Annotated in this window: 17 protein-coding genes; 7 read left to right on the plus strand and 10 right to left on the minus strand. The window is 74.2% G+C overall.

Annotated features, from left to right (window positions below; genetic code table 11):
• Positions 1-2: 2 nt before the first annotated feature.
• The 5 genes from BM142_RS07060 to BM142_RS07080 form a co-directional block, all read right to left on the minus strand.
• Positions 3-1,172, minus strand: a complete 1,170-nt coding sequence (locus BM142_RS07060) for a Gfo/Idh/MocA family protein (protein WP_092196069.1) — start codon at positions 1,170-1,172, stop codon at positions 3-5.
• A 67-nt stretch (positions 1,173-1,239) separates the two neighbouring features.
• Complete coding sequence (locus tag BM142_RS07065) at positions 1,240-2,295, minus strand: substrate-binding domain-containing protein (RefSeq protein ID WP_092196070.1); 1,056 nt, start codon at positions 2,293-2,295, stop codon at positions 1,240-1,242.
• A 93-nt stretch (positions 2,296-2,388) separates the two neighbouring features.
• Positions 2,389-3,522 carry an ABC transporter permease gene (locus tag BM142_RS07070; protein WP_092196071.1) on the minus strand — a complete coding sequence of 378 codons (1,134 nt, stop codon included), beginning with the start codon at positions 3,520-3,522 and terminating at the stop codon, positions 2,389-2,391.
• Entirely contained in the window at positions 3,519-5,081 is a 1,563-nt protein-coding gene (locus BM142_RS07075) for a sugar ABC transporter ATP-binding protein (RefSeq protein WP_254790617.1), read from the minus strand. The genes BM142_RS07070 and BM142_RS07075 overlap by 4 nt, the downstream gene beginning before the upstream one ends.
• Positions 5,082-5,406: 325 nt before the next feature.
• Positions 5,407-6,573, minus strand: a complete 1,167-nt coding sequence (locus BM142_RS07080) for an ROK family protein (RefSeq protein WP_092196072.1) — start codon at positions 6,571-6,573, stop codon at positions 5,407-5,409.
• A gap of 162 nt (positions 6,574-6,735) precedes the next feature.
• Between BM142_RS07080 and BM142_RS07085 the strand changes: the two genes are divergently transcribed.
• Positions 6,736-7,242 carry a hypothetical protein gene (locus tag BM142_RS07085; protein WP_092196073.1) on the plus strand — a complete coding sequence of 169 codons (507 nt, stop codon included), beginning with the start codon at positions 6,736-6,738 and terminating at the stop codon, positions 7,240-7,242.
• Between the two features lie 46 nt (positions 7,243-7,288).
• On the opposite strand, the gene BM142_RS07090 is transcribed toward BM142_RS07085, so the two are convergent.
• Positions 7,289-7,846 carry a helix-turn-helix domain-containing protein gene (locus BM142_RS07090; protein ID WP_092196074.1) on the minus strand — a complete coding sequence of 186 codons (558 nt, stop codon included), beginning with the start codon at positions 7,844-7,846 and terminating at the stop codon, positions 7,289-7,291.
• Positions 7,847-7,874: 28 nt separating this feature from the next.
• On the opposite strand from BM142_RS07090, the gene BM142_RS07095 reads away from it, so the two are divergent.
• From BM142_RS07095 to BM142_RS07110, 4 genes are all read left to right on the plus strand, one after another.
• Positions 7,875-8,222 carry a hypothetical protein gene (locus BM142_RS07095; RefSeq protein WP_092196075.1) on the plus strand — a complete coding sequence of 116 codons (348 nt, stop codon included), beginning with the start codon at positions 7,875-7,877 and terminating at the stop codon, positions 8,220-8,222.
• A 1-nt stretch (position 8,223) separates the two neighbouring features.
• Positions 8,224-9,141: an alpha/beta hydrolase family protein gene (locus BM142_RS07100; RefSeq protein ID WP_092196076.1), complete on the plus strand. Its 918-nt coding sequence runs from the start codon at positions 8,224-8,226 to the stop codon at positions 9,139-9,141.
• Between the two features lie 99 nt (positions 9,142-9,240).
• Complete coding sequence (locus BM142_RS07105) at positions 9,241-9,723, plus strand: cupredoxin domain-containing protein (protein WP_092196077.1); 483 nt, start codon at positions 9,241-9,243, stop codon at positions 9,721-9,723.
• The gene (locus tag BM142_RS07110; protein ID WP_092196078.1) at positions 9,713-10,153 is read left to right on the plus strand and encodes a hypothetical protein; all 441 of its coding nucleotides are present in this window, start codon (positions 9,713-9,715) and stop codon (positions 10,151-10,153) included. Before BM142_RS07105 ends, BM142_RS07110 begins: the two co-directional genes overlap by 11 nt.
• Positions 10,154-10,201: 48 nt before the next feature.
• Here BM142_RS07110 and xylA read toward each other — a convergent pair whose 3' ends face one another.
• A complete protein-coding gene (gene xylA, locus BM142_RS07115) occupies positions 10,202-11,362 on the minus strand; it encodes a xylose isomerase (RefSeq protein WP_092196079.1) in 1,161 nt (386 codons plus the stop codon).
• A 50-nt stretch (positions 11,363-11,412) separates the two neighbouring features.
• Complete coding sequence (locus BM142_RS07120) at positions 11,413-12,699, minus strand: ROK family transcriptional regulator (protein WP_092196080.1); 1,287 nt, start codon at positions 12,697-12,699, stop codon at positions 11,413-11,415.
• Positions 12,700-12,911: 212 nt separating this feature from the next.
• Between BM142_RS07120 and BM142_RS07125 the strand changes: the two genes are divergently transcribed.
• A complete protein-coding gene (locus BM142_RS07125; protein ID WP_092196081.1) occupies positions 12,912-14,342 on the plus strand; it encodes an FGGY-family carbohydrate kinase in 1,431 nt (476 codons plus the stop codon).
• Between the two features lie 95 nt (positions 14,343-14,437).
• Here BM142_RS07125 and BM142_RS07130 read toward each other — a convergent pair whose 3' ends face one another.
• Positions 14,438-15,100 carry an alpha/beta fold hydrolase gene (locus tag BM142_RS07130; protein ID WP_175527143.1) on the minus strand — a complete coding sequence of 221 codons (663 nt, stop codon included), beginning with the start codon at positions 15,098-15,100 and terminating at the stop codon, positions 14,438-14,440.
• Positions 15,101-15,228: 128 nt separating this feature from the next.
• On the opposite strand from BM142_RS07130, the gene BM142_RS07135 reads away from it, so the two are divergent.
• Complete coding sequence (locus tag BM142_RS07135) at positions 15,229-16,653, plus strand: NAD(P)/FAD-dependent oxidoreductase (RefSeq protein ID WP_092196083.1); 1,425 nt, start codon at positions 15,229-15,231, stop codon at positions 16,651-16,653.
• 18 nt (positions 16,654-16,671) lie between these two features.
• On the opposite strand, the gene BM142_RS07140 is transcribed toward BM142_RS07135, so the two are convergent.
• Positions 16,672-17,979, minus strand: coding sequence for an erythromycin esterase family protein (locus BM142_RS07140; RefSeq protein WP_175527144.1), 1,308 nt, complete (start codon positions 17,977-17,979; stop codon positions 16,672-16,674).
• Positions 17,980-17,995: the final 16 nt, after the last annotated feature.

Here is a 17,995-nt window from a genome sequence, read left to right on the forward strand (position 1 = left end):
GTTCAGGAAGGGATCTCGGTCCAGGTCGAGCGGTCGCCGGCACTGCGTTCGACGGCGTCGAGCACGCGCTGCACCTGCAGCCCGTCGGCGAACGACGGCGCCGGGTCGGTGTTCTGCGCGATCGCGGTGACCAGGTCGACGACCTGGTGGGTGAAGCCGTGCTCGTAGCCGAGCCCGTGTCCGGCGGGCCACCAGGCGGAGACGTAGGGGTGGCCGGGCTCGGTGACGACGATCCGCCGGAAGCCCGCGGTCTCGTCCGGGTCGTCCCCGTCGAAGAAGTGCAGGACGTTCATGTCCTCGAAGTCGAACGCCAGGCTGCCGCGCGAGCCGTTGATCTCGATCCGGATGGCGTTCTTCCGGCCGAGGGCGAACCGCGTGGCCTCGAAGACGCCGAGCGCCCCTCCGGTGAACCGGCCGAGGAACACCGCGGCGTCGTCCACGGTGACCGTGCCGGTCCCCTCGCCGCCGACGCCGGACAGCGATCCGGCCGAGGCGGGCAGCGGCCGCTCGGGGACGAAGGTCTCCAGCAGCGCGCTGACGCCGGTGAGTGCCTGCCCGGTGATGTGCTGCGTGAGGTCGACGATGTGCGCGCCGATGTCGCCCAGCGCACCCGAGCCCGCCTTGTCCTTCTCCAGCCGCCAGGACATCGGCGCGGCCGGGTCGGCGATCCAGTCCTGCAGGTACTGCGCCCGGACGTGCCGGATCTCGCCCAGCCGCCCGTCCGCGACCAGCTGCCGGGCCAGCCCGATGGCGGGCACCCGGCGGTAGGTGAAGCCGACCATCGAGCGGACCCCGCGCGCGGCCGCCTTCGCGGCGGCGTCGGCCATCGCCTCGGCCTCGGCGACGGTGTTGGCCAGCGGCTTCTCGCACAGCACGTGCTTGCCGGCCTCGAGCGCCGCGACGGCGATCTCGGCGTGCGTGTCGCCGGGCGTGCAGACGTCGACCAGATCGATGTCGTCGCGCTCCAGCAGGCGGTGCCAGTCGGTCTCGGTCTCGCGCCAGCCGAGCTTGCCGGCGGCCGCGGTGAGCCGTGCAGGGTCCCGGCCGGCCAGCACGGCCAGGTCCGGCCGCAGCGGCAGGTCGAAGAAGTGGGGGGCGGTACGCCAGGCCTGCGAGTGCGCCGCGCCCATGAAGGCGTAGCCGATCAGCCCGATGCCGAGGGTGGGGGTCATGCGGATCTCCCAGCGGGGTGGAGCAGCAGGGGAACGGCGCGCGTTCCCCTGCTGCTCCGTCGACGGATCAGGACTCGAACGCGCGGTCGATGTAGTCCTCGACGTTCTCCTCGGTGACGACCGGGGCGTTGAGCACGATCTCCCGCGGGACGCCCTGGGAGACCAGGTCCGACAGGCCCTTGCCCTGGGCGATCAGCCGGGCCAGGCGGATGCCGTCGGCGGCCTGGGTGTGCGGGTAGATGACGGTCGCCTGCAGGACGGAGCCGCCCTCCTGGATTTCGCGCATGGCGTTCGCCGAGCCGGCACCACCGACCATGACGAACTCGTCGCGGCCGGCGTTCTCGATGGCGGCCAGCACGCCGACGCCCTGGTCGTCGTCGTGGTTCCACAGCGCGTCGATCTGCGGCGCGGCCTGGAGCAGGTTGGCCGCGGCCTCCTCGCCGCCCTCCACGGTGAAGTCCGCCGCGACGCGGTTGTCGACGTCGAGGCCGCAGTCCGACAGCGCGTCGGCGAAGCCCTGGCTGCGGTCCTGGGTGAGCGGCAGCGAGTCGATGCCGGCGATCTCGGCGACGACCGCGTCGGGGTTGTCGCCGACCTGCTCGCAGATGTAGGTGCCGGCGGAGACTCCCATGCCGTAGTTGTCGCCGAGGATGGTGGCGCGGGCCGCGAAGGGGCTGTTGAACTCGCGGTCGACGTTGATGACCGGGATGCCGGCCTCCATCGCCTGCAGCGCCACCGGCGTCATGGCCGCGCCGTCGAAGGGCAGCAGCACGATCGCGTCGACGCCCTCGTTGATGAAGGTCTCCACCTGGCTGATCTGCGTGCTGACGTCGTTGGTGCCCTCGGCGACGATCAGGTCGATGTCCTCGTACTCCTCCGCGGCGTCGCGGGCGGCCTCGGTGATGCCGGCCATCCAGCCGTGGTCGGCGGCCGGGGCCGAGAACCCGATCCGGACCGTCTCGCCGGTCTCGTCGTTGGAGCTGGCGACGTTGTCGCCGCCGCCGTCGGAACCGGAGCTCTCCGGCTCGTTGCTGGTGCAGCCGGCGACGAGCACGCCGGCGCCGGCAAGGGCGACCGCGGTGGACATCAGACGGCGGTAGGGGCGCTGCCTCGCTGCAGACATGTATCTCTCCTCGTGTGCCACTTCCCGGCGGGTCGCCGGCAGGTTGGGGTGGGGGTCAGGGGTCAGGCCGGCGCCGGGCCGGTCGCCGGCCGGTCAGCCGGCATCGCTCGAGCCGCCCGCCACCGCGCCGGCGGCGGCCCCGCGGGGTCCGAAGGACGACTCGCCGGACCGCGACCGCCGGCCGAAGCCCTGCCCCTCGGCCAGCCGCATCTGCAGCAGGACGGCGAGCACGATGATCACGCCCTGGGCGACGGCCTGGACCGAGCTGGACAGGTTGTTCAGCGTGAAGACGTTCTCGAGCGTGGTGAAGATCAGCACGCCCAGGACGGTGCCGACGATCGTGCCGCGACCACCGGTGAGCAGGGTGCCCCCGATCACGACGGCGGCGATGACCTCCAGCTCCAGCAGGGTGCCGTGGGTCGAGCTGCCGGTCGTCGTCCGCGCCATCAGCATCACCGCGGCGATGCCGCAGGTGACCCCGGAGAGCACGTAGAGCTTCAGGGTGTGCCACTGCACCCGGATGCCGGCCAGGCGGGCGGCCTCGGCGTTGCCGCCGACGGCGAAGGTGTGCCGGCCGAAGGTGGTGCGGTTGAGCAGGATCCAGCCGGCGACCGACACGAGCGCCCAGATGATCACCAGCCCCGGGATGCCGAGGACGTCGCCGCCGAAGAAGTCGAGGAAGCCGTCGTTCTGCACGATCTGGGTGCGGCGGTTGGCGATGATCTCGGCCAGGCCCCGGGCGGCGGCGAGCATGGCGAGGGTGGCGATGAAGGCCACCAGCCGCCCGTAGGCGATGACGACGCCGTTGACCAGCCCCGCCCCGGCGCCCACGGCGATCGCGGTGATCACCATGACGATCCAGTGGACGTCCTCGGCCATCTGCTGGGTGGCCAGGGTGGTGGCCCAGACCGACGACAGCGCGACCAGCGCGCCCACCGACAGGTCGATGCCACCGCCGATGATCACGAACGTCATGCCGACGCTGACCACGCCGATGACGGCTGCCAGGCGCAGGATGGTGAGGACGTTGTCGATGTCGACGAACCGCTCCGGCGCCGTCACGGCACCGACGATGCAGAGCAGACCGAGGGCCACCACCAGGCCGAGCAGGCGCCCGGCCGGCCCGGCCATGAAGCCTGGCCCCTTGCCGTTCGTCCCCTCGGGCGCGCGGCCCTCCGCCGGTGCGGGTGCGCCCGCTCCCCCGGTCGTCGCGGTGCTGCCGGTCATGCCACGTCCCCTTCGTGCGGCTGTGCGGTGGGCGGCTGCCGGTCGGGCCGCTGACGCGGGCCCACCGTGCCCTCCATGACGAGGTCGAGCACCGCGTGCTCGTCGAGCGCGTCCGCCGGTTCCTGGGCGACGACGGAGCCGTCGGAGATCACCAGCACCCGGTCGGCGAGGCCGAGGACCTCCGGGATCTCGCTGGAGACCACGACGACGGCGACCCCGCGGTCGGCCAGTTCGCGGATCAGCGCGTAGATCTCCGAGCGGGCGCCGACGTCCACGCCGCGGGTCGGCTCGTCGAGGAGCAGCACCCGGCAGTCGCGCAGCAGCCAGCGGGCCAGCACGACCTTCTGCTGGTTGCCGCCCGACAGGGTCCGCACCTCGCGGGTCACGTCGGCCGGACGGACGTCGAGCGCAGTGACCTGCTCCTGCGCGGCGTCCTTCTCGGCACCGCCGGTGAGGAAGCCGCCGCGGGCGAACCGGGCCAGGCTGGCGATGCTGATGTTGCGGTAGACGGCGTCGCCCAGGAGCAGCGCCTGGCTCTTCCGCTCCTCCGGGGCGAGCCCCACGCCGGCCGAGACCGCGGCGGACACGCTGCCGGGGCGCAGCCGCCGGCCGGCCACGGTCACGGTCCCACCGGTCGCGCGGCGCGCGCCGTAGATCGTCTCGAGGATCTCCGAGCGGCCCGACCCGACCAGTCCGGCAAGGCCGACCACCTCGCCCGGGGCCACGTCGAAGGAGACGCCGCGGAACGTCCCGCGCAGCGCCAGGTCGCGCACCGAGAGCAGCGGTTCGGCGGCGGCGACCGGCCGGCGCTCGGGGAAGACGTACTCGATGTCGCGGCCGGTCATCAGCTCGATCACCTGGCGGGTGGGCGTGTCCTGCACGGGGAGGCCGGTGGCGACGGTCCGGCCGTCCTTGAGCACGGTGATCCGGTCGCCGACCTGGCGGATCTCCTCCAGCCGGTGGGAGATGTAGACGACGGCGACGCCGTCGCGGGTGAGGTCCCGGATGACCTCGAACAGGTGCTGGACCTCTTCGTTGTCGAGGACGGCCGAGGGCTCGTCCATGACGATCAGCTTCGCGTCCTGCGACAGCGCCCGGGCGATGCTGACCATCTGCTGCGCGGCGGCGGGCAGCGAGCCGACCTCCGCGGTGGGCCGGATCTCCGGGTGACCGAGGCGGGCGAGGAGCTTCCCGGCGGCCTCGTTCGCCGGCGCCGGGCGGGCGATGCCGAGCCGGGAGCGCTCGCGGCCGAGGAAGATGTTGTCGGCCACGGTCAGGCCGGAGACCAGGTCCAGTTCCTGGTAGATGGTGGCGATGCCCAGCGACATGGCCGCCTGCGGGCTCCGCAGGTGCACCTGCTCGCCGCGCCAGGTGATCGTGCCCGCGTCCGGCTGGTGCGCCCCGGCGAGCACCTTGATCAGGGTCGACTTGCCGGCGCCGTTCTGCCCGAGCAGGCAGTGCACCTCGCCGGTCCGGACGTCGAGGTCGACGCCGTCCAGCGCCCGGACGCCGGGGAACGTCTTGACGATGCCGTGCATCTCCAGCAGCGGCGCCGTCACGGGCGCGGACCCGTCGGTTCGTCGATCACATCATCACCCGGACTTTTGCTCAGCGTTGACCATTAGTCGGCTCAGGCGAGAACATATGTCCGGCGTCACATCGGGTCAAGACCGTTGGGCCGCGGTTACCGAACCGAGATGCGAGGTCCCGCCGAGCGGGCTCCGGAGGGTCCGCGCCGGTGCGGACCCCACATCGGCCGGGACGGCTCACGGCCGCGGTGCGGTCCGGAGGACCGCAGAGTCGTCGCCCCGGAGGACTCCGCGCGCAGGTGCGACGCAGCGGCTCACGCAGACCGGGACGGCTCATGGCCGCCGTGCGGTCCTGCTAGCGCGCGAGCGTCTCGACGACGGATTCCTCGTCGAGGTACCCCTCGATCGCCATGAGCGCGGCACCGATCCGCCCGGAGAGCTCGGGGGCGTCGCTGACCGTGATCTCCAGCGCCCGCGCGGCCAGCGGCATGGAACGGCGGTAGACGGCCTCGCGGATGCCGGCCAGCAGCGGGGCGCCGGCCTGGGCCACGCCGCCGGTCATCACGATGCGGTGCGGGTTGAAGAAGTTGACCAGCGCGGCGAGGACCGTGCCGATGGTGCGGCCGGCGTCCCGGACCAGCTCCAGTGCGGGGCCGTCGCCCTGCGCGGCCAGCTCGACCACGTCCCGCGTCGAGGCGACCGGCAGGCCGGCGTCGACGGCGTCGCGCAGCAGCGCCCCGCCGCCGGCGATCGCCTCCAGGCAGTTCTCGTTGCCGCAGCGGCAGAGCACGGTGCGCCCGTCGGCGGGCTGCACGTAGATGTGCCCGATGTCGCCGGCACTCCCCTGCGCCCCCCGGTAGACCCGGCCGTCGACGATCACGCCGCAGCCGATGCCCGTCCCGACCTTGACGACGAGGACGTCCTGCACAGAGCCCGCGATGCCCATCTCCCCCAGCGCCATGACGTTGACGTCGTTGTCGACGTACACCGGGCACTCGTAGCGGCCGAACGCACCGGGGATGGGGTAGTCGTGCCAGCCCGGCATGATCGGCGGATGGGACGGCCGGCCGGTCGAGAACTCCACCGGCCCGGGCACCCCTACACCGACCGCGCACACGTCGGCCGGTGCGTGACCGGCCTGGGCCAGCACCAGCTGGGCCAGCCGGTCGACCTCGGCCAGGACGATCTCCGGCCCGTCGCCGATGTCGATCGGGTGGCCGACGGTGGCCAGGATCCGGGCCGAGAGGTCGGTGACGGCCACGTCGACGCTGGTGACCCCCAGGTCCACGGCGAGTACGCAGCCGGCCTCGCTGTTGAACCGCAGCAGGGTGGGCGGGCGGCCTCCGGTGCTCCAGCCCCGGCCGCCCTCCTCGAGGAGCCGGGCCGCGATGAGCTGGTCCACCCGCGCGCTCACCGTGTTCCGGGAGGCGCCGGTGAGGGCGACGAGATCGGCGCGGCTGCGTGCCCGGCCGGTCCGCACGTGCCGTAGCAGCGCGCCGGGCGAGGCAGAGGTGGACGCCACGGCGCCATACTGACACGCCCGCGCCGCCCCACCTCCCCGCTCGGCAGGTCGCTCACCTGCACGAGGTGGTCCGCCCGGGAACGGTTGACCGGGCGGCGCGTGGGCACCTGTCCGGGCGTCCGACCACCGGGTCGCGCCCCGAACACACTGCGAGGTACTGCCATGGGTCTGCCCATCACCCTGTCCGAGATCGCCCCCCGGATCTCCGCCGGCGCCTTCATCCTCAACAGCGGGCTGGGCAAGCGCGGCGCGGATGCCGACGCCGCGGCCGGCATGCACGGCTTCGCCGCCAGCACCTACCCCTTCCTGAAGTCCGTCGCTCCGCAGCAGTTCGTGCAGGGGCTGGCCACCACGGAGATCGTGCTGGGCGCCGCCCTGCTCACGCCGTTCGTCCCCACCTTCGCCGCGGGTGCCGCGCTGACCGCCTTCTCCGGTGGCCTGCTGGGCCTCTACCTCAAGACGCCGGGCATGCGGAAGCCGGGCAGCCTGGCGCCCACGGAGCAGGGGCTGTCCCTCGCCAAGGACAGCTGGCTGGTCGGCATCGGCATCGGCCTGATGACCCGCGGGCTGATCGAGCGCCGGCCGCGGGTCACCGTCAGGAAGGCGGACAAGCGGGCGAGGAAGCAGGCGCGGCGGGCCGCCCGCGAGGCACGCCGCAGCGCCCGCTGAGGGGCTGCCACCCGTCACGGGTCCCGACGGGACGTGGCCGGCGGCGTCAGCCCGCGGGCAGGTGCACCGTGGTGACCAGCCGGCGGCGGCGGGTGCCGCCCGGCGGGTTCTCCATCCGGGCCTGCAGGACGGCGCGCAGCTCGGTCACCATGACGTCGAACTCCTCGTCGGTGACCCAGACCGGCACCTGCCGGTAGCCGACCCGATCGGCGGCGAGGTCGGGCGGCCCGTCCTGCGACGCGCGGGTGAGGTAGCGGTCGAAGTCGGCCATGAGCGCGGCGGCGAAGCCGGTGAACGCCCGGCGGTGCTCATCGGCGGTCATGGCGGCGGCGTCCTCGACCGATGCGGCCGCATGGTCGAGCCGGTAGCTCCGCTCGGCGGCCCCCCGCACCTTGCGCTCCCCCACCACGGTGAGCACGCCCGCCCCGGCCAGCACCCCGACGTGCCGGTACAGCGTCGCCGTCGGTACGTCGGGCAGCTCCGCGCGCAGCTCCGCCGTGGTCAGCGTCCGGCCACCGAGGAACGCCTGGACGAGGCGCAGGCGGACCGGGTGCAGCAGCAGCTCGGCACTCGCCACCCGGACCACCGTTCTCGTGTTTGACATCAATATCAGCGTTGAGAATAATCAGCACATGGCCACCGTGCAACTGACGCCCACCACCGTGACCGTCCACTTCCCGCTGCGGGAGAAGATCGCCGGCCTCGTCCGCGACGTCGCGATCCCCCGTGCCGCCGTGCGCAGCGCGGAGCCGGTCCCCGAGCCGCTCACCGCGATGCGGGGTCTCCGCGCCCCCGGCCTCGCCCTGCCCGGCGTGCGCAAGGTCGGCACCTGGCGGCGGCCCGGCGAGCGGACGCTCGTCTCCGTGCGCCGGGGCCAGCCCGCCGTCCGGGTGCGCCTGGAGGGCGCCCGGTACGACACCTTGCTGCTGGGCACGGACGACGCCGCCGCGCTGGCCGCGTCCCTGCACCCGGCGGGCTGACGTGCGCGAACTGCCGGTGCAGATCCCGGGCGAGCCCCCGCTCGCCGGCACGCTGACCCTCCCCGAGGACGGCCTCCCGGCCCCCGCCGTGGTCATCGCGTCCGGCTCGGGCCCGCTCGACCGCGACTCCAACCACCGCCGGGCACGTTTCGACGTGGCCCGGCAGCTGGCCGGCTCCCTGGCGGCCGGCGGCCTGGCCTCGCTGCGCTACGACAAGCGCGGCGTCGGCGCGAGCCCCGGCGACTGGCGAACGGTGGGCCTGCACGACAACGTCGACGACCTCGGCCGCGCCCGGGACGTGCTGGCCGCCCGGGACGAGGTCGACGCCAGCCGGATCCTGCTCGCCGGCCACAGCGAGGGCGCGATCCTGGCGACGGCCCTCGCCGCCCGTGGGGTCCCGGTGACGGGCCTGGTGCTGCTGTCGATGAGCGCCGCGCCCGGCGCCGAGCTGCTGCGCTGGCAGGCGCGGACCATCGGCCCGACGCTACCCCGCCCCGTCCGCGCCCTGCTGCGCCTGCTGCGGGTCGACCTCGAGAAGAAGGTCGCGGCCAACCACGACAGGATCCGGGCCACGACGGCCGACGTCGCCCGGATCGGCGGCGCCCGGATCAACGCCCGCTGGCACCGCGAGTTCCTGGCCCACGACCCGCGCGAGGACCTCCGCCGCCTGACCGTCCCGGTGCTCGCGCTGACCGGTGAGAAGGACCTCCAGGTGGATCCGGCGCACCTGACCACCATCCGGGCGACGGTGCCGGCGGAGGTGACCGCCGCGGTCGTCCCGGACCTGACCCACACCCTCCGCCGGCAGCCCGGGCGCCCGTCGATGGGCGCCTACCGGAAGGAGCTCCGGAAGCCGGTGGACCCTGCGGTGCTCACCACGGTCGTCGGGTGGTGCCGCGAGGTCACCGGCCTGGGCTGACGACGACGCAAGACCTTCCCCCAGGTACTCAAATGTTGGAGTATCTGCACCGAGCGCGGTCTCCCCGCCCGGCGACCGCCCTCCGAGGAGGAGGAAGCCGTGACCCACCGGACCCGTTCCTCCCGGGCCAGCCGTGTGGCCCGGATCGTCGCCGCAGCTCTGCTGGCCGCCGGACTGACCGCGTGCGGCGGATCGGACGACTCAGCGCCGGAGTCGGGGGCCGCCGACACCGCCGAGGCGGTGCCTGATCAGGCGGGCGGCTACGGCCCCGCGCCGGCGCCGGGCTCGACCGCGGAGCAGGAGGCGGAGTCGGTGACCGCGACGCTGGTCGATTTCGCCGTCGAGCTCGACGAGGACAGCTTCTCGGCCGGCACCCACGAGTTCACGGTGGTCAACGACGGCGGCTCGACCCACGACCTGGTCGTCGAACGGGACGGCGAGACCGTCGCGGCCGTCGAGGCGATGGACCCCGGAGGCTCGACGACGCTCACCGTGGCTCTCGAACCCGGGGAGTACGTCCTCTACTGCTCGATCGCCAACCACCGGGCGATGGGCATGGAGACCACGATCCGTGTCACCTGACCGCGGGCCGCGCGACACGTCACCGACGACCGTCGACCGCGGCCCGACCGCCGCGACGCCGTGGGTGCTGCGGATCGCCGGGGCGGCGCTCCTGGCGGCCATGGGGTGGATCCACCTGGGCCTGTGGAACGACGGTTACCGGTCGATCGACGTCATCGGGCCTGCGTTCCTGCTGAACGCCGTCGCGAGCTTCGGCCTCGCCGCCCTGCTGCTCGTCGCCCCGCGGCCAGGAGTGGCCTGGGTGGCGGCCCTCGGCGCGCTCACCGCCGCCGGGACGCTGGCCGGGTTGCTGCTGTCCACGACCGTCGGGCTGTTCGGGTTCACCGAGTCGACCGCCGCCGCGCTGTGGTGGGAGTCGTTCTGGGTGGAGAGCGGGGCCGTCGTCGTCCTCGCCGCGCTGGCCGTGCTCACCCGGCCGCGGCGGCACTGACCGGGGCGGGCGGGGCGGGAACCCGCCCCGCCGCCCCGGCCCGGGTGCTCAGCGGACGCCGAGCAGGTGCTCCATGGCGAGCTGGTCGAGCCGCTCGAACTGCAGGCCGCGGGCGCCGAGCGCCTCCGGGTCGAACGACTCGGCGCGCAGGTCGTCGAGCGACTCGCCCGCGCCCAGCGTCGGGACGGCGAGCTCGGCGACCCGTGCGGCCTCGAGCGCCTCGGCGACCTCCGGGTCGGCGCGGAAGGCCTGCGCCTTCTCCTTGAGGATCAGGTAGTTGCGCATGCAGGCCCGCGCGGTCTCCCACACGCCCTCGATGTCCTCGGTGCGCGGCGGCTTGTAGTCGAAGTGGACGTAGCCGTCGTAGGCCCGGCCGCTGCCGGCACCCAGCATCGCGTCGACGGTCCAGAAGGCGCCCCGCAGGTTGCCGGCGCCGAAGCGCAGGTCCTGGTCGAAGCGGGGGCCGTGCTGGCCGTTGAGGTCGATGTGGAACAGCTTCCCGTGCCACAGCGCCTGCGAGATGCCCTGGGCGAAGTTCAGCCCGGCCATCTCCTCGTGCCCGACCTCGGGGTTGAGGCCGACGCGGTCGGGCTCCTCGAGCTCGTTGATGAAGGCGAGGGCGTGCCCGATCGTGGGCAGCAGGATGTCGCCGCGCGGCTCGTTGGGCTTGGGCTCCAGGGCGAACCGGATGTCGTAGCCCTTGTCGCGGACGTAGGAGCAGAGGATGTCCAGCCCCTCCTTGTACCGGTCCAGCGCGGCGAGAACGTCCTTGGTGCCGCCGGACTCCGCGCCCTCGCGCCCGCCCCACAGGACGTAGGTCTTCGCGCCCAGCTCGGCGGCCAGGTCGATGTTGCGCAGCACCTTGGCGATCGCGTAGCGGCGGACGGTGCGGTCGTTGGCGGTCAGTCCGCCGTCCTTGAACACCGGGGCGCCGAAGAGGTTGGTCGTCGCCATCTCGACGCCCAGGCCGGTCTCGGCCAGCGCCTTTCGGAACCGCTCGAGGGTGGCCTCGCGGGTGGCGTCGTCGGGCACCAGGTCGTCGTCGTGGAAGGTGATCGCGGCGGCCCCGAGCTCGGCCAGCCGGTGCACGGACTCGACCGGGTCCAGCGCCGGACGCACCGGGCCGCCGAAGACGTCGACGCCCTGCCAGCCCACGGTCCAGAGGCCGAAGCTGAACTTGTCGTCCTTGGTCGGGGTGTAGTCGGTCATGGGGTGGATCTCCGTCCGGGCTCGGTCGATGGGGCAGGTAACAGGAGAGGTCAGGAGCCGATGGCCGGGCTCGCGCCGTCCCCGCCGGTCGCGGGGACGAGCGTCGGGTCGTCGAACACCGACTCGAGGGCGACGTGCGCGCCCCCGCGGACGGCGGCCGTGAAGCCGAGCGTCGACAGCACGATGCGTGCCCCCGCGAGGTCGGGGCCGAACACGCGGGCCCGGAGCTCGGCGGCCATGGGTTCGGTGAGGAACCGGCCGAGGACGGCGAAGTAGCCGCCCAGGAGGACGACCTGCGGGTTGAACACGTTGATCAGCACCGCGGCGCCACTGCCGAGCTCGGTGCCGACCTGCTGGAGGGCGTCGAGCGTGCGCCGGTCACCGGCGTCGGCACGGGCCGCGATCTCGGCGAGCCTCGTCTCGAGGTCGCGATTCGGGTCGTGCACCGGGTCGTCGGGGTCGGCCGCGGCCCGCAGGAGCGCGGTGAGACCCACGACCGTCTCCCAGCAGCCGCGGCGTCCGCAGCCGCAGACCAGCTCCGGGTCACCGAGCGCGGTGTGCCCGACCTCCCCGGACAGCCCGCCGGCGCCGCGCAGCAGCCGCCCGTCGACGATCAGGCCGCCGCCGACGCCGACCTCACCGGTCAGGTACACGAGGTCGGGCGTCCGGGCCTCGGGGCCCATCGCCCACTCGGCGATGGCCGACAGGTTCGCGTCGTTCTCCACCCGGATCGCACCGTCGAAGTCGACGCGGGCGCGCAGGCCGTCGAGGACCGGCACGTCGTGCCAGCCGATGTTGGGCGCGTAGGTGGCGACGCCGTCGGCGCTGCGCACCAGACCGGGCACGGCGACGGTGACCCCGACGGGCACGGCGCCCCGCTCGGCCGCCGCGGCCTGGCCCTTGCCGACCAGCCGGGCCACCTCGTCGAGGGTGGCCTCGGCACCGAGGTCGTGGACGTCGAGGGGCACCCGCCGCTCGACGAGCACCTCGCCGCGCAGGTCCAGCACGAGGATGGCGATGTAGTCGACGTTGAGCTCGACGCCGATGCCGCAGACGCCGCGGCCGTCCAGGTGCACGGTCAGCCCCGGGCGCCCGACCGAGCCGGCGCGGTCGACGTCGCCGGTGGTGACCAGCCGGCGGTCGGCCAGCTCGGCGACGAGGCTGGACACGGTCGCCTTGTTCAGCCCGGTGTCCTGGGCGATGCGGGCGCGCGAGCGCGGACCGGCGTCCCGGAGGTGCCGGAGCACCAGGCCCAGGTTGCTCCGCCGGACGGTGGCCTGGTCGGCGGGCGTCTGCCGGCCGGCGGCACCGTCGTAGAGGCGGCGATCCTCGAACACGGACCGTCACCCCCTCCCGAGCGCGTCGTCGCACCCATTTGTCGGTCGCGCCAACAAATTACTGAGGCCAAGGGGCTGTGGTCAAGATGACAGCCTGGCGGCGGCCGGCCGTCACACGGTCGGGCGTCCCCCGCCGCACCTCGCCCGACCCGCCGGGAGCGGCCGGGCGTGGTTACAGTCCCGGCCGTGACCACCCTTCCCGGCGGGCCCCGATGAGCGCGGCCCGCACCCTCGTCGCCGGCGTCGACACCTCCACCCAGGCGTGCAAGGTGGTGATCCGCGATGCCACCACCGGGGAGCTCGTGCGCTCCGGCCGCGCGGCCCACCCCGACGGCACCGCGGTGCCCCCGGCCGCCTGGGAGGCGGCGTTCACCGCCGCGGCGGAGGAGGCCGGGGGCCTGGACGACGTGGCGGCCCTGGCCGTGGGCGGCCAGCAGCACGGGATGGTCTGCCTCGACGCCGACGGGACCGTCGTCCGGGACGCGCTGCTGTGGAACGACGTGCGCTCCGCCGGCGCGGCGGCCGACCTGATCACCGAGCTCGGCGGCGGGGACGAGGCGGCCGGGCGGCAGGCGTGGGCCGACGCCGTCGGGGTGGTGCCCGTGGCCTCGTTCACCGGCACCAAGCTCCGCTGGCTGGCCGACGCGGAACCGGACAACGCCGACCGAACCGCCGCCGTCTGCCTCCCGCACGACTGGCTGACCTGGCGGCTGTCCGCGGACCGGCGGCTGGACACGCTGGCCACCGACCGCGGAGACGCGAGCGGCACCGCCTACTGGTCGGCCCGCACCGGCGAGTACCGGTTCGACCTCCTGGAACTGGCCATGCGCGGCCGCCGCCCCGCCGTCCCACGGGTCGCCGGCCCGGCCGAGCAGGTCGGCGTCCTCGCCGGCACGGGAGCCCTGCTCGGGCCCGGCACCGGCGACAACGCCGCCGCCGCCCTCGGCCTCGCGGCCCGCCCCGGTGACGTGATCGTCTCGATCGGCACCTCCGGCGTGGTCTCCGCCGTCACCACGACCGCCGTCGCCGACGTCACCGGAACGGTCGCCGGCTTCGCCGACGCCACCGGCAACCACCTCCCCCTGGTCGCCACCCTGAACGCCGCCCGCGTGCTCGACGCCGCCGCGACGATGCTCGGCGTCGACCACGCGACGCTCTCGGACCTGGCGCTCTCGGCGCCGTCCGGCGCCGACGGCCTGGTGCTGGTCCCCTACCTCGAGGGCGAGCGGACGCCGAACCTGCCCGACGCGACCGGTGCCCTCCACGGCCTGACCCTGCGCACCGCCACCCCCGCGCACCTCGCCCGCGCCGCGGTGGAGGGCCTGCTGTGCGGGCTCGCCGACGGCATCGAGGCGGTGGTCGCCCAGGGCGTCTCCGTCGAACGGGTGCTGCTCATCGGCGGGGCCGCGCGCTCCGCCGCCGTCCAGCAGCTGGCCCCCGGCATCTTCGGCCGCCCCGTCCTGGTCCCGCCGCCCGGGGAGTACGTCGCCGACGGGGCGGCCCGCCAGGCGGCCTGGACGCTGTCCGGCGACGCGGAACCGCCCGCCTGGGACCAGCCGGGCCTGCAGGCCTTCGAGGCCGCGCCGGCCACCGGGGTCCGGGAACGGTACGCGGAGGTTCGCGGCCGTACCGACGGCCAGTAGAAGGACCACCCTTCCCCCCACGCCTCGCAGGCTCGGCGCGGGCCCCTGAAGGGTGGCCGCTCCAGCACGTCACCAGCGGGGGTCGTTCCAGGCCGTCACCGGCTCGCGGCGGGCCCGGGCAGCACCGCGGCGACGGCGTCGGGGTGGGTCATCGGCGTCATGTGCGCGGCGCCGGGGACCTCGACGAGCCGGCCCTGCGGCGCGGCCGCGGCGAGGCGGGCCGCCCAGTCGTGCGGGCAGAGCCGGTCGCGCGTCCCGCGGAGCACGGTGACCGGGACGGCGACGGCGGACAGCCGCCGCCGGACGTCGTCCGGTGCGGCGGCCCGCCACAGGGCGGCCATCGCCCGCGGGCCGGTCGACCACCACTGGGCCACGACGAGCGGCACCAGCCACCAGGGCTCGGCGAGCGCCGTGCGCAGCCACCGCCGGGTCAGCCCCCACGCGGAACGCAGCCGCGGATCGGTGGTCGGGCCGAGGAGCACCACGGCCACCACCCGCCTGTCCCGGGCCGCGGCCGCCACGACCACCTGGCAGCTCTGCGAGTGCCCCACCAGGACGACCGGGCCCTCCCCCAGCGCGGCCAGCAGCCGATCGGCCAGCTCCTCCAGCGACGGCACCGGCTCGGCCCCTCCCATGCCGGGCAGCAGCACGACCCCCGCCGGCACCCGCGCGCGGAGCCGGCGCAACGAGCGTTCGTCCAGGCCGAGACCGGGTACGAGGATGCACTGGACGGACGTCCGCCCGGGGTTCTCGGCCACCTGCTGGGGTCTACCCGGACGGTGCGCCGGCCGCGACCCGGCGGCGGATGGGCCCGTGCGGCCCGGACCGCAGCGGCCTCGGACCGATCCCGAGCCTGCCGGCCACCGACGTGGGAGGATGAATCATCATGACGACTTCACCAGCGCACGTACCCGCCACCAGCGACTCCCGCCCGGGCCGGCCGCGCGTCGTCATCGTCGGCTCGGGCTTCGGTGGTCTGTTCGCCGCCCGACGCCTGGAGAAGGCCGACGTGGACGTCACCCTGATCGGGAAGACCAGCCACCACCTCTTCCAGCCGCTGCTCTACCAGGTGGCGACCGGGATCCTGTCGGAGGGCGAGATCGCCCCCGCGACCCGGGAGGTCCTGGCCCGCCAGAAGAACGCCCGCGTCGTGCTCGGCGAGGTCGTCGACGTGGACCTCGCCGCCCGCACCGTCACCTCCACCGTCCTGGGCCGCCGCACCGTGCACCCCTACGACGAGCTGATCGTCGCCGCGGGCGCGGGCCAGTCCTACTTCGGCAACGACCAGTTCGCCGAGTTCGCGCCCGGCATGAAGAGCGTCGACGACGCCCTCGAGCTGCGCGGCCGCATCTTCGGCGCCTTCGAGCTGGCGGAGATCGCCGAGACGCAGGAGGAGGTCGACCGGCTGCTCACCTTCGTCGTGGTCGGCGCCGGCCCCACCGGCGTGGAGATGGCCGGGCAGATCGCCGAGCTGGCCCGTCGCACGCTGCGGCGGGACTTCCGCCGGATCGACCCGACCGGCGCCCGCGTGGTGCTCCTCGACGCGGCCCCCGCCGTCCTGCCGTCCTTCGGCGAGAAGCTGGGCGACCGCGCCCGCCGCCAGCTCAACGACATCGGCGTGGAGGTCCAGCTCGGCGCGATGGTCACCGACGTCGACGCCGACGGCATCGAGGTCAAGGACGCCGACGGCGAGGTCCGCCGGATCAGCGCCGCCACGAAGATCTGGGCAGCCGGCGTCCAGGCCAGCCCGCTCGGCCGGATCCTCGGCGAGCAGTCCGGCGCCGAGGTCGACCGGGCCGGGCGCATCTCGGTGCAGCCCGACCTCACCCTCCCCGGCCACCCCGAGGTGCACGTCGTCGGCGACATGATGGCGCTGGACAAGCTCCCCGGGGTGGCCCAGGTGGCCATCCAGGGCGGCCGCTACGCCGCCGACTCGATCCGCCGCCGGCTCGCCGGCAAGGAGCCGCAGAAGCCGTTCCACTACCTCGACAAGGGGTCGATGGCCACGATCTCGCGGTTCTCCGCGGTCGCCGACATCGGCAAGCTGAAGTTCAGCGGCTTCGTCGCCTGGGTGATCTGGCTCGTCATCCACCTGCTCTACCTGGTGGGCTTCAAGAACCGGCTCACCACGATCCTGCACTGGACGGTGAGCTTCCTCGGTCGCGGCCGGTCCCAGCGGACGGCCACCCAGCAGCAGGTGTTCGGCCGCCTGGCGCTGGAGAACCTGCCGCCGGAGTTCGAGGCATCCAAGACCGGCGGTCCGAAGACCGCCCCGGTGGGCGAGGACGTGACCGGGCGCGAATCGGCCTGAGGCCCCCCGGGGGCCCGGTCAGAACGCCTCGGACGTCAGGGGGACGTGCTCCTCGGCGCGCTCGAGGTGCAGGGGGTGCAGCGGCGTCGTCTCCTCGATGTGGAGGAAGGCGTCGTAGCGCCGCCCCAGCACGGTCGGCACGTAGTTGCCCCGCCGCTCCCGCTCCGGGCGGTACACGACACCGATGGCCCGGTGGTCCAGCCGGCGGGTCAGCCAGTCCGGCTGCTCCCCCCGGGGGACGACGACGAGCGCGTCCTGCCCCACCGCGTCGTGCAGCAGCGCCTCCAAGCTCCCCGGCCGGGCCGGGGGCACGGGCATCGGCGCCATCTGGGCGCCCCAGCGGCTGCCGGCGATCACGCCTCCCCGGTACCCGCCCAGCCCGACGAGGACGACGTCGTCGGTGCCGTGCCGCTCGCGCAGCAGCTGACCGACGTTCGTCATCCCGGCGCCGGCCATGTCCGTGGCCCGGGCATCACCGACATGGGTGTTGTGCTCCCAGAGGACGGCCTTGACCGGGTGGGCACCGTCGTCGCCGCCGTGCGCCAGCAACCTGTCCAGGGTGTCGACCATGTGCACGTCCCGGACGTTCCACGACTCGGCCGATCCACGGATCATCGCGCGGTAGTAGCGCTCGGCGTCCACGACCACCGCGGCGTTCTGCTCCGCGGCGAACCGGGCCTCGCGGTCGGTCGCCGCCTCCGCCGCGCCGCGGCCGGCGCACAGCGAGCGGAGCAGGTCGACGGCAGCCTGCTCGCAGGAGGCCGGGGCGAACCGGCTGGCGAACGCGTACTCGGCACCGTCCTCCCCGAACGGTTCGAAGCAGGAGAGCGCGCGGGTGGCGGCGTCGACGTGCTGCGGCTCGTGCACCCGCAGCCACCCGACGAGGGTGTGCATCGAGTCCCAGACGCTGTAGACGTCGAGGCCGTAGAAGCCCACCCGCCGCTCCTCCGGGCGGGTCGCGTTGACGCCGCGCAGCCACCGGCAGAAGTCCACGACGTCGTCGTTGGCCCACATCCACGTCGGCCACCGCGCGAAGGCGTCCAGGGCATCCCGGGGATCCTGCTCCGCGTCCGGCCGGAGGCGCACGCTGCGGTTGACGCGGTAGCAGTCGGGCCAGTCGCCCTCGACCGCCACGAGGCCGAAGCCGCGCTCCTCGATCAGCCGCCGGGTGAGGGCCGACCGCCAGGCGTAGTACTCGTGGGTGCCGTGGCTCGCCTCCCCCACGGCGACGATCCGCGCGTCCCCGATCCGCTCGATCAGCGGGTCGAGATCCCGCCCGGTCCGCAGCGGCCTCGCCAGGGTCCGCACGTCGTCGTGGGTGCTCACGGAAATCCTCCCGCTC

The organism is Blastococcus tunisiensis (genome assembly GCF_900112815.1).
GTDB lineage: Bacteria > Actinomycetota > Actinomycetes > Mycobacteriales > Geodermatophilaceae > Blastococcus_B > Blastococcus_B tunisiensis.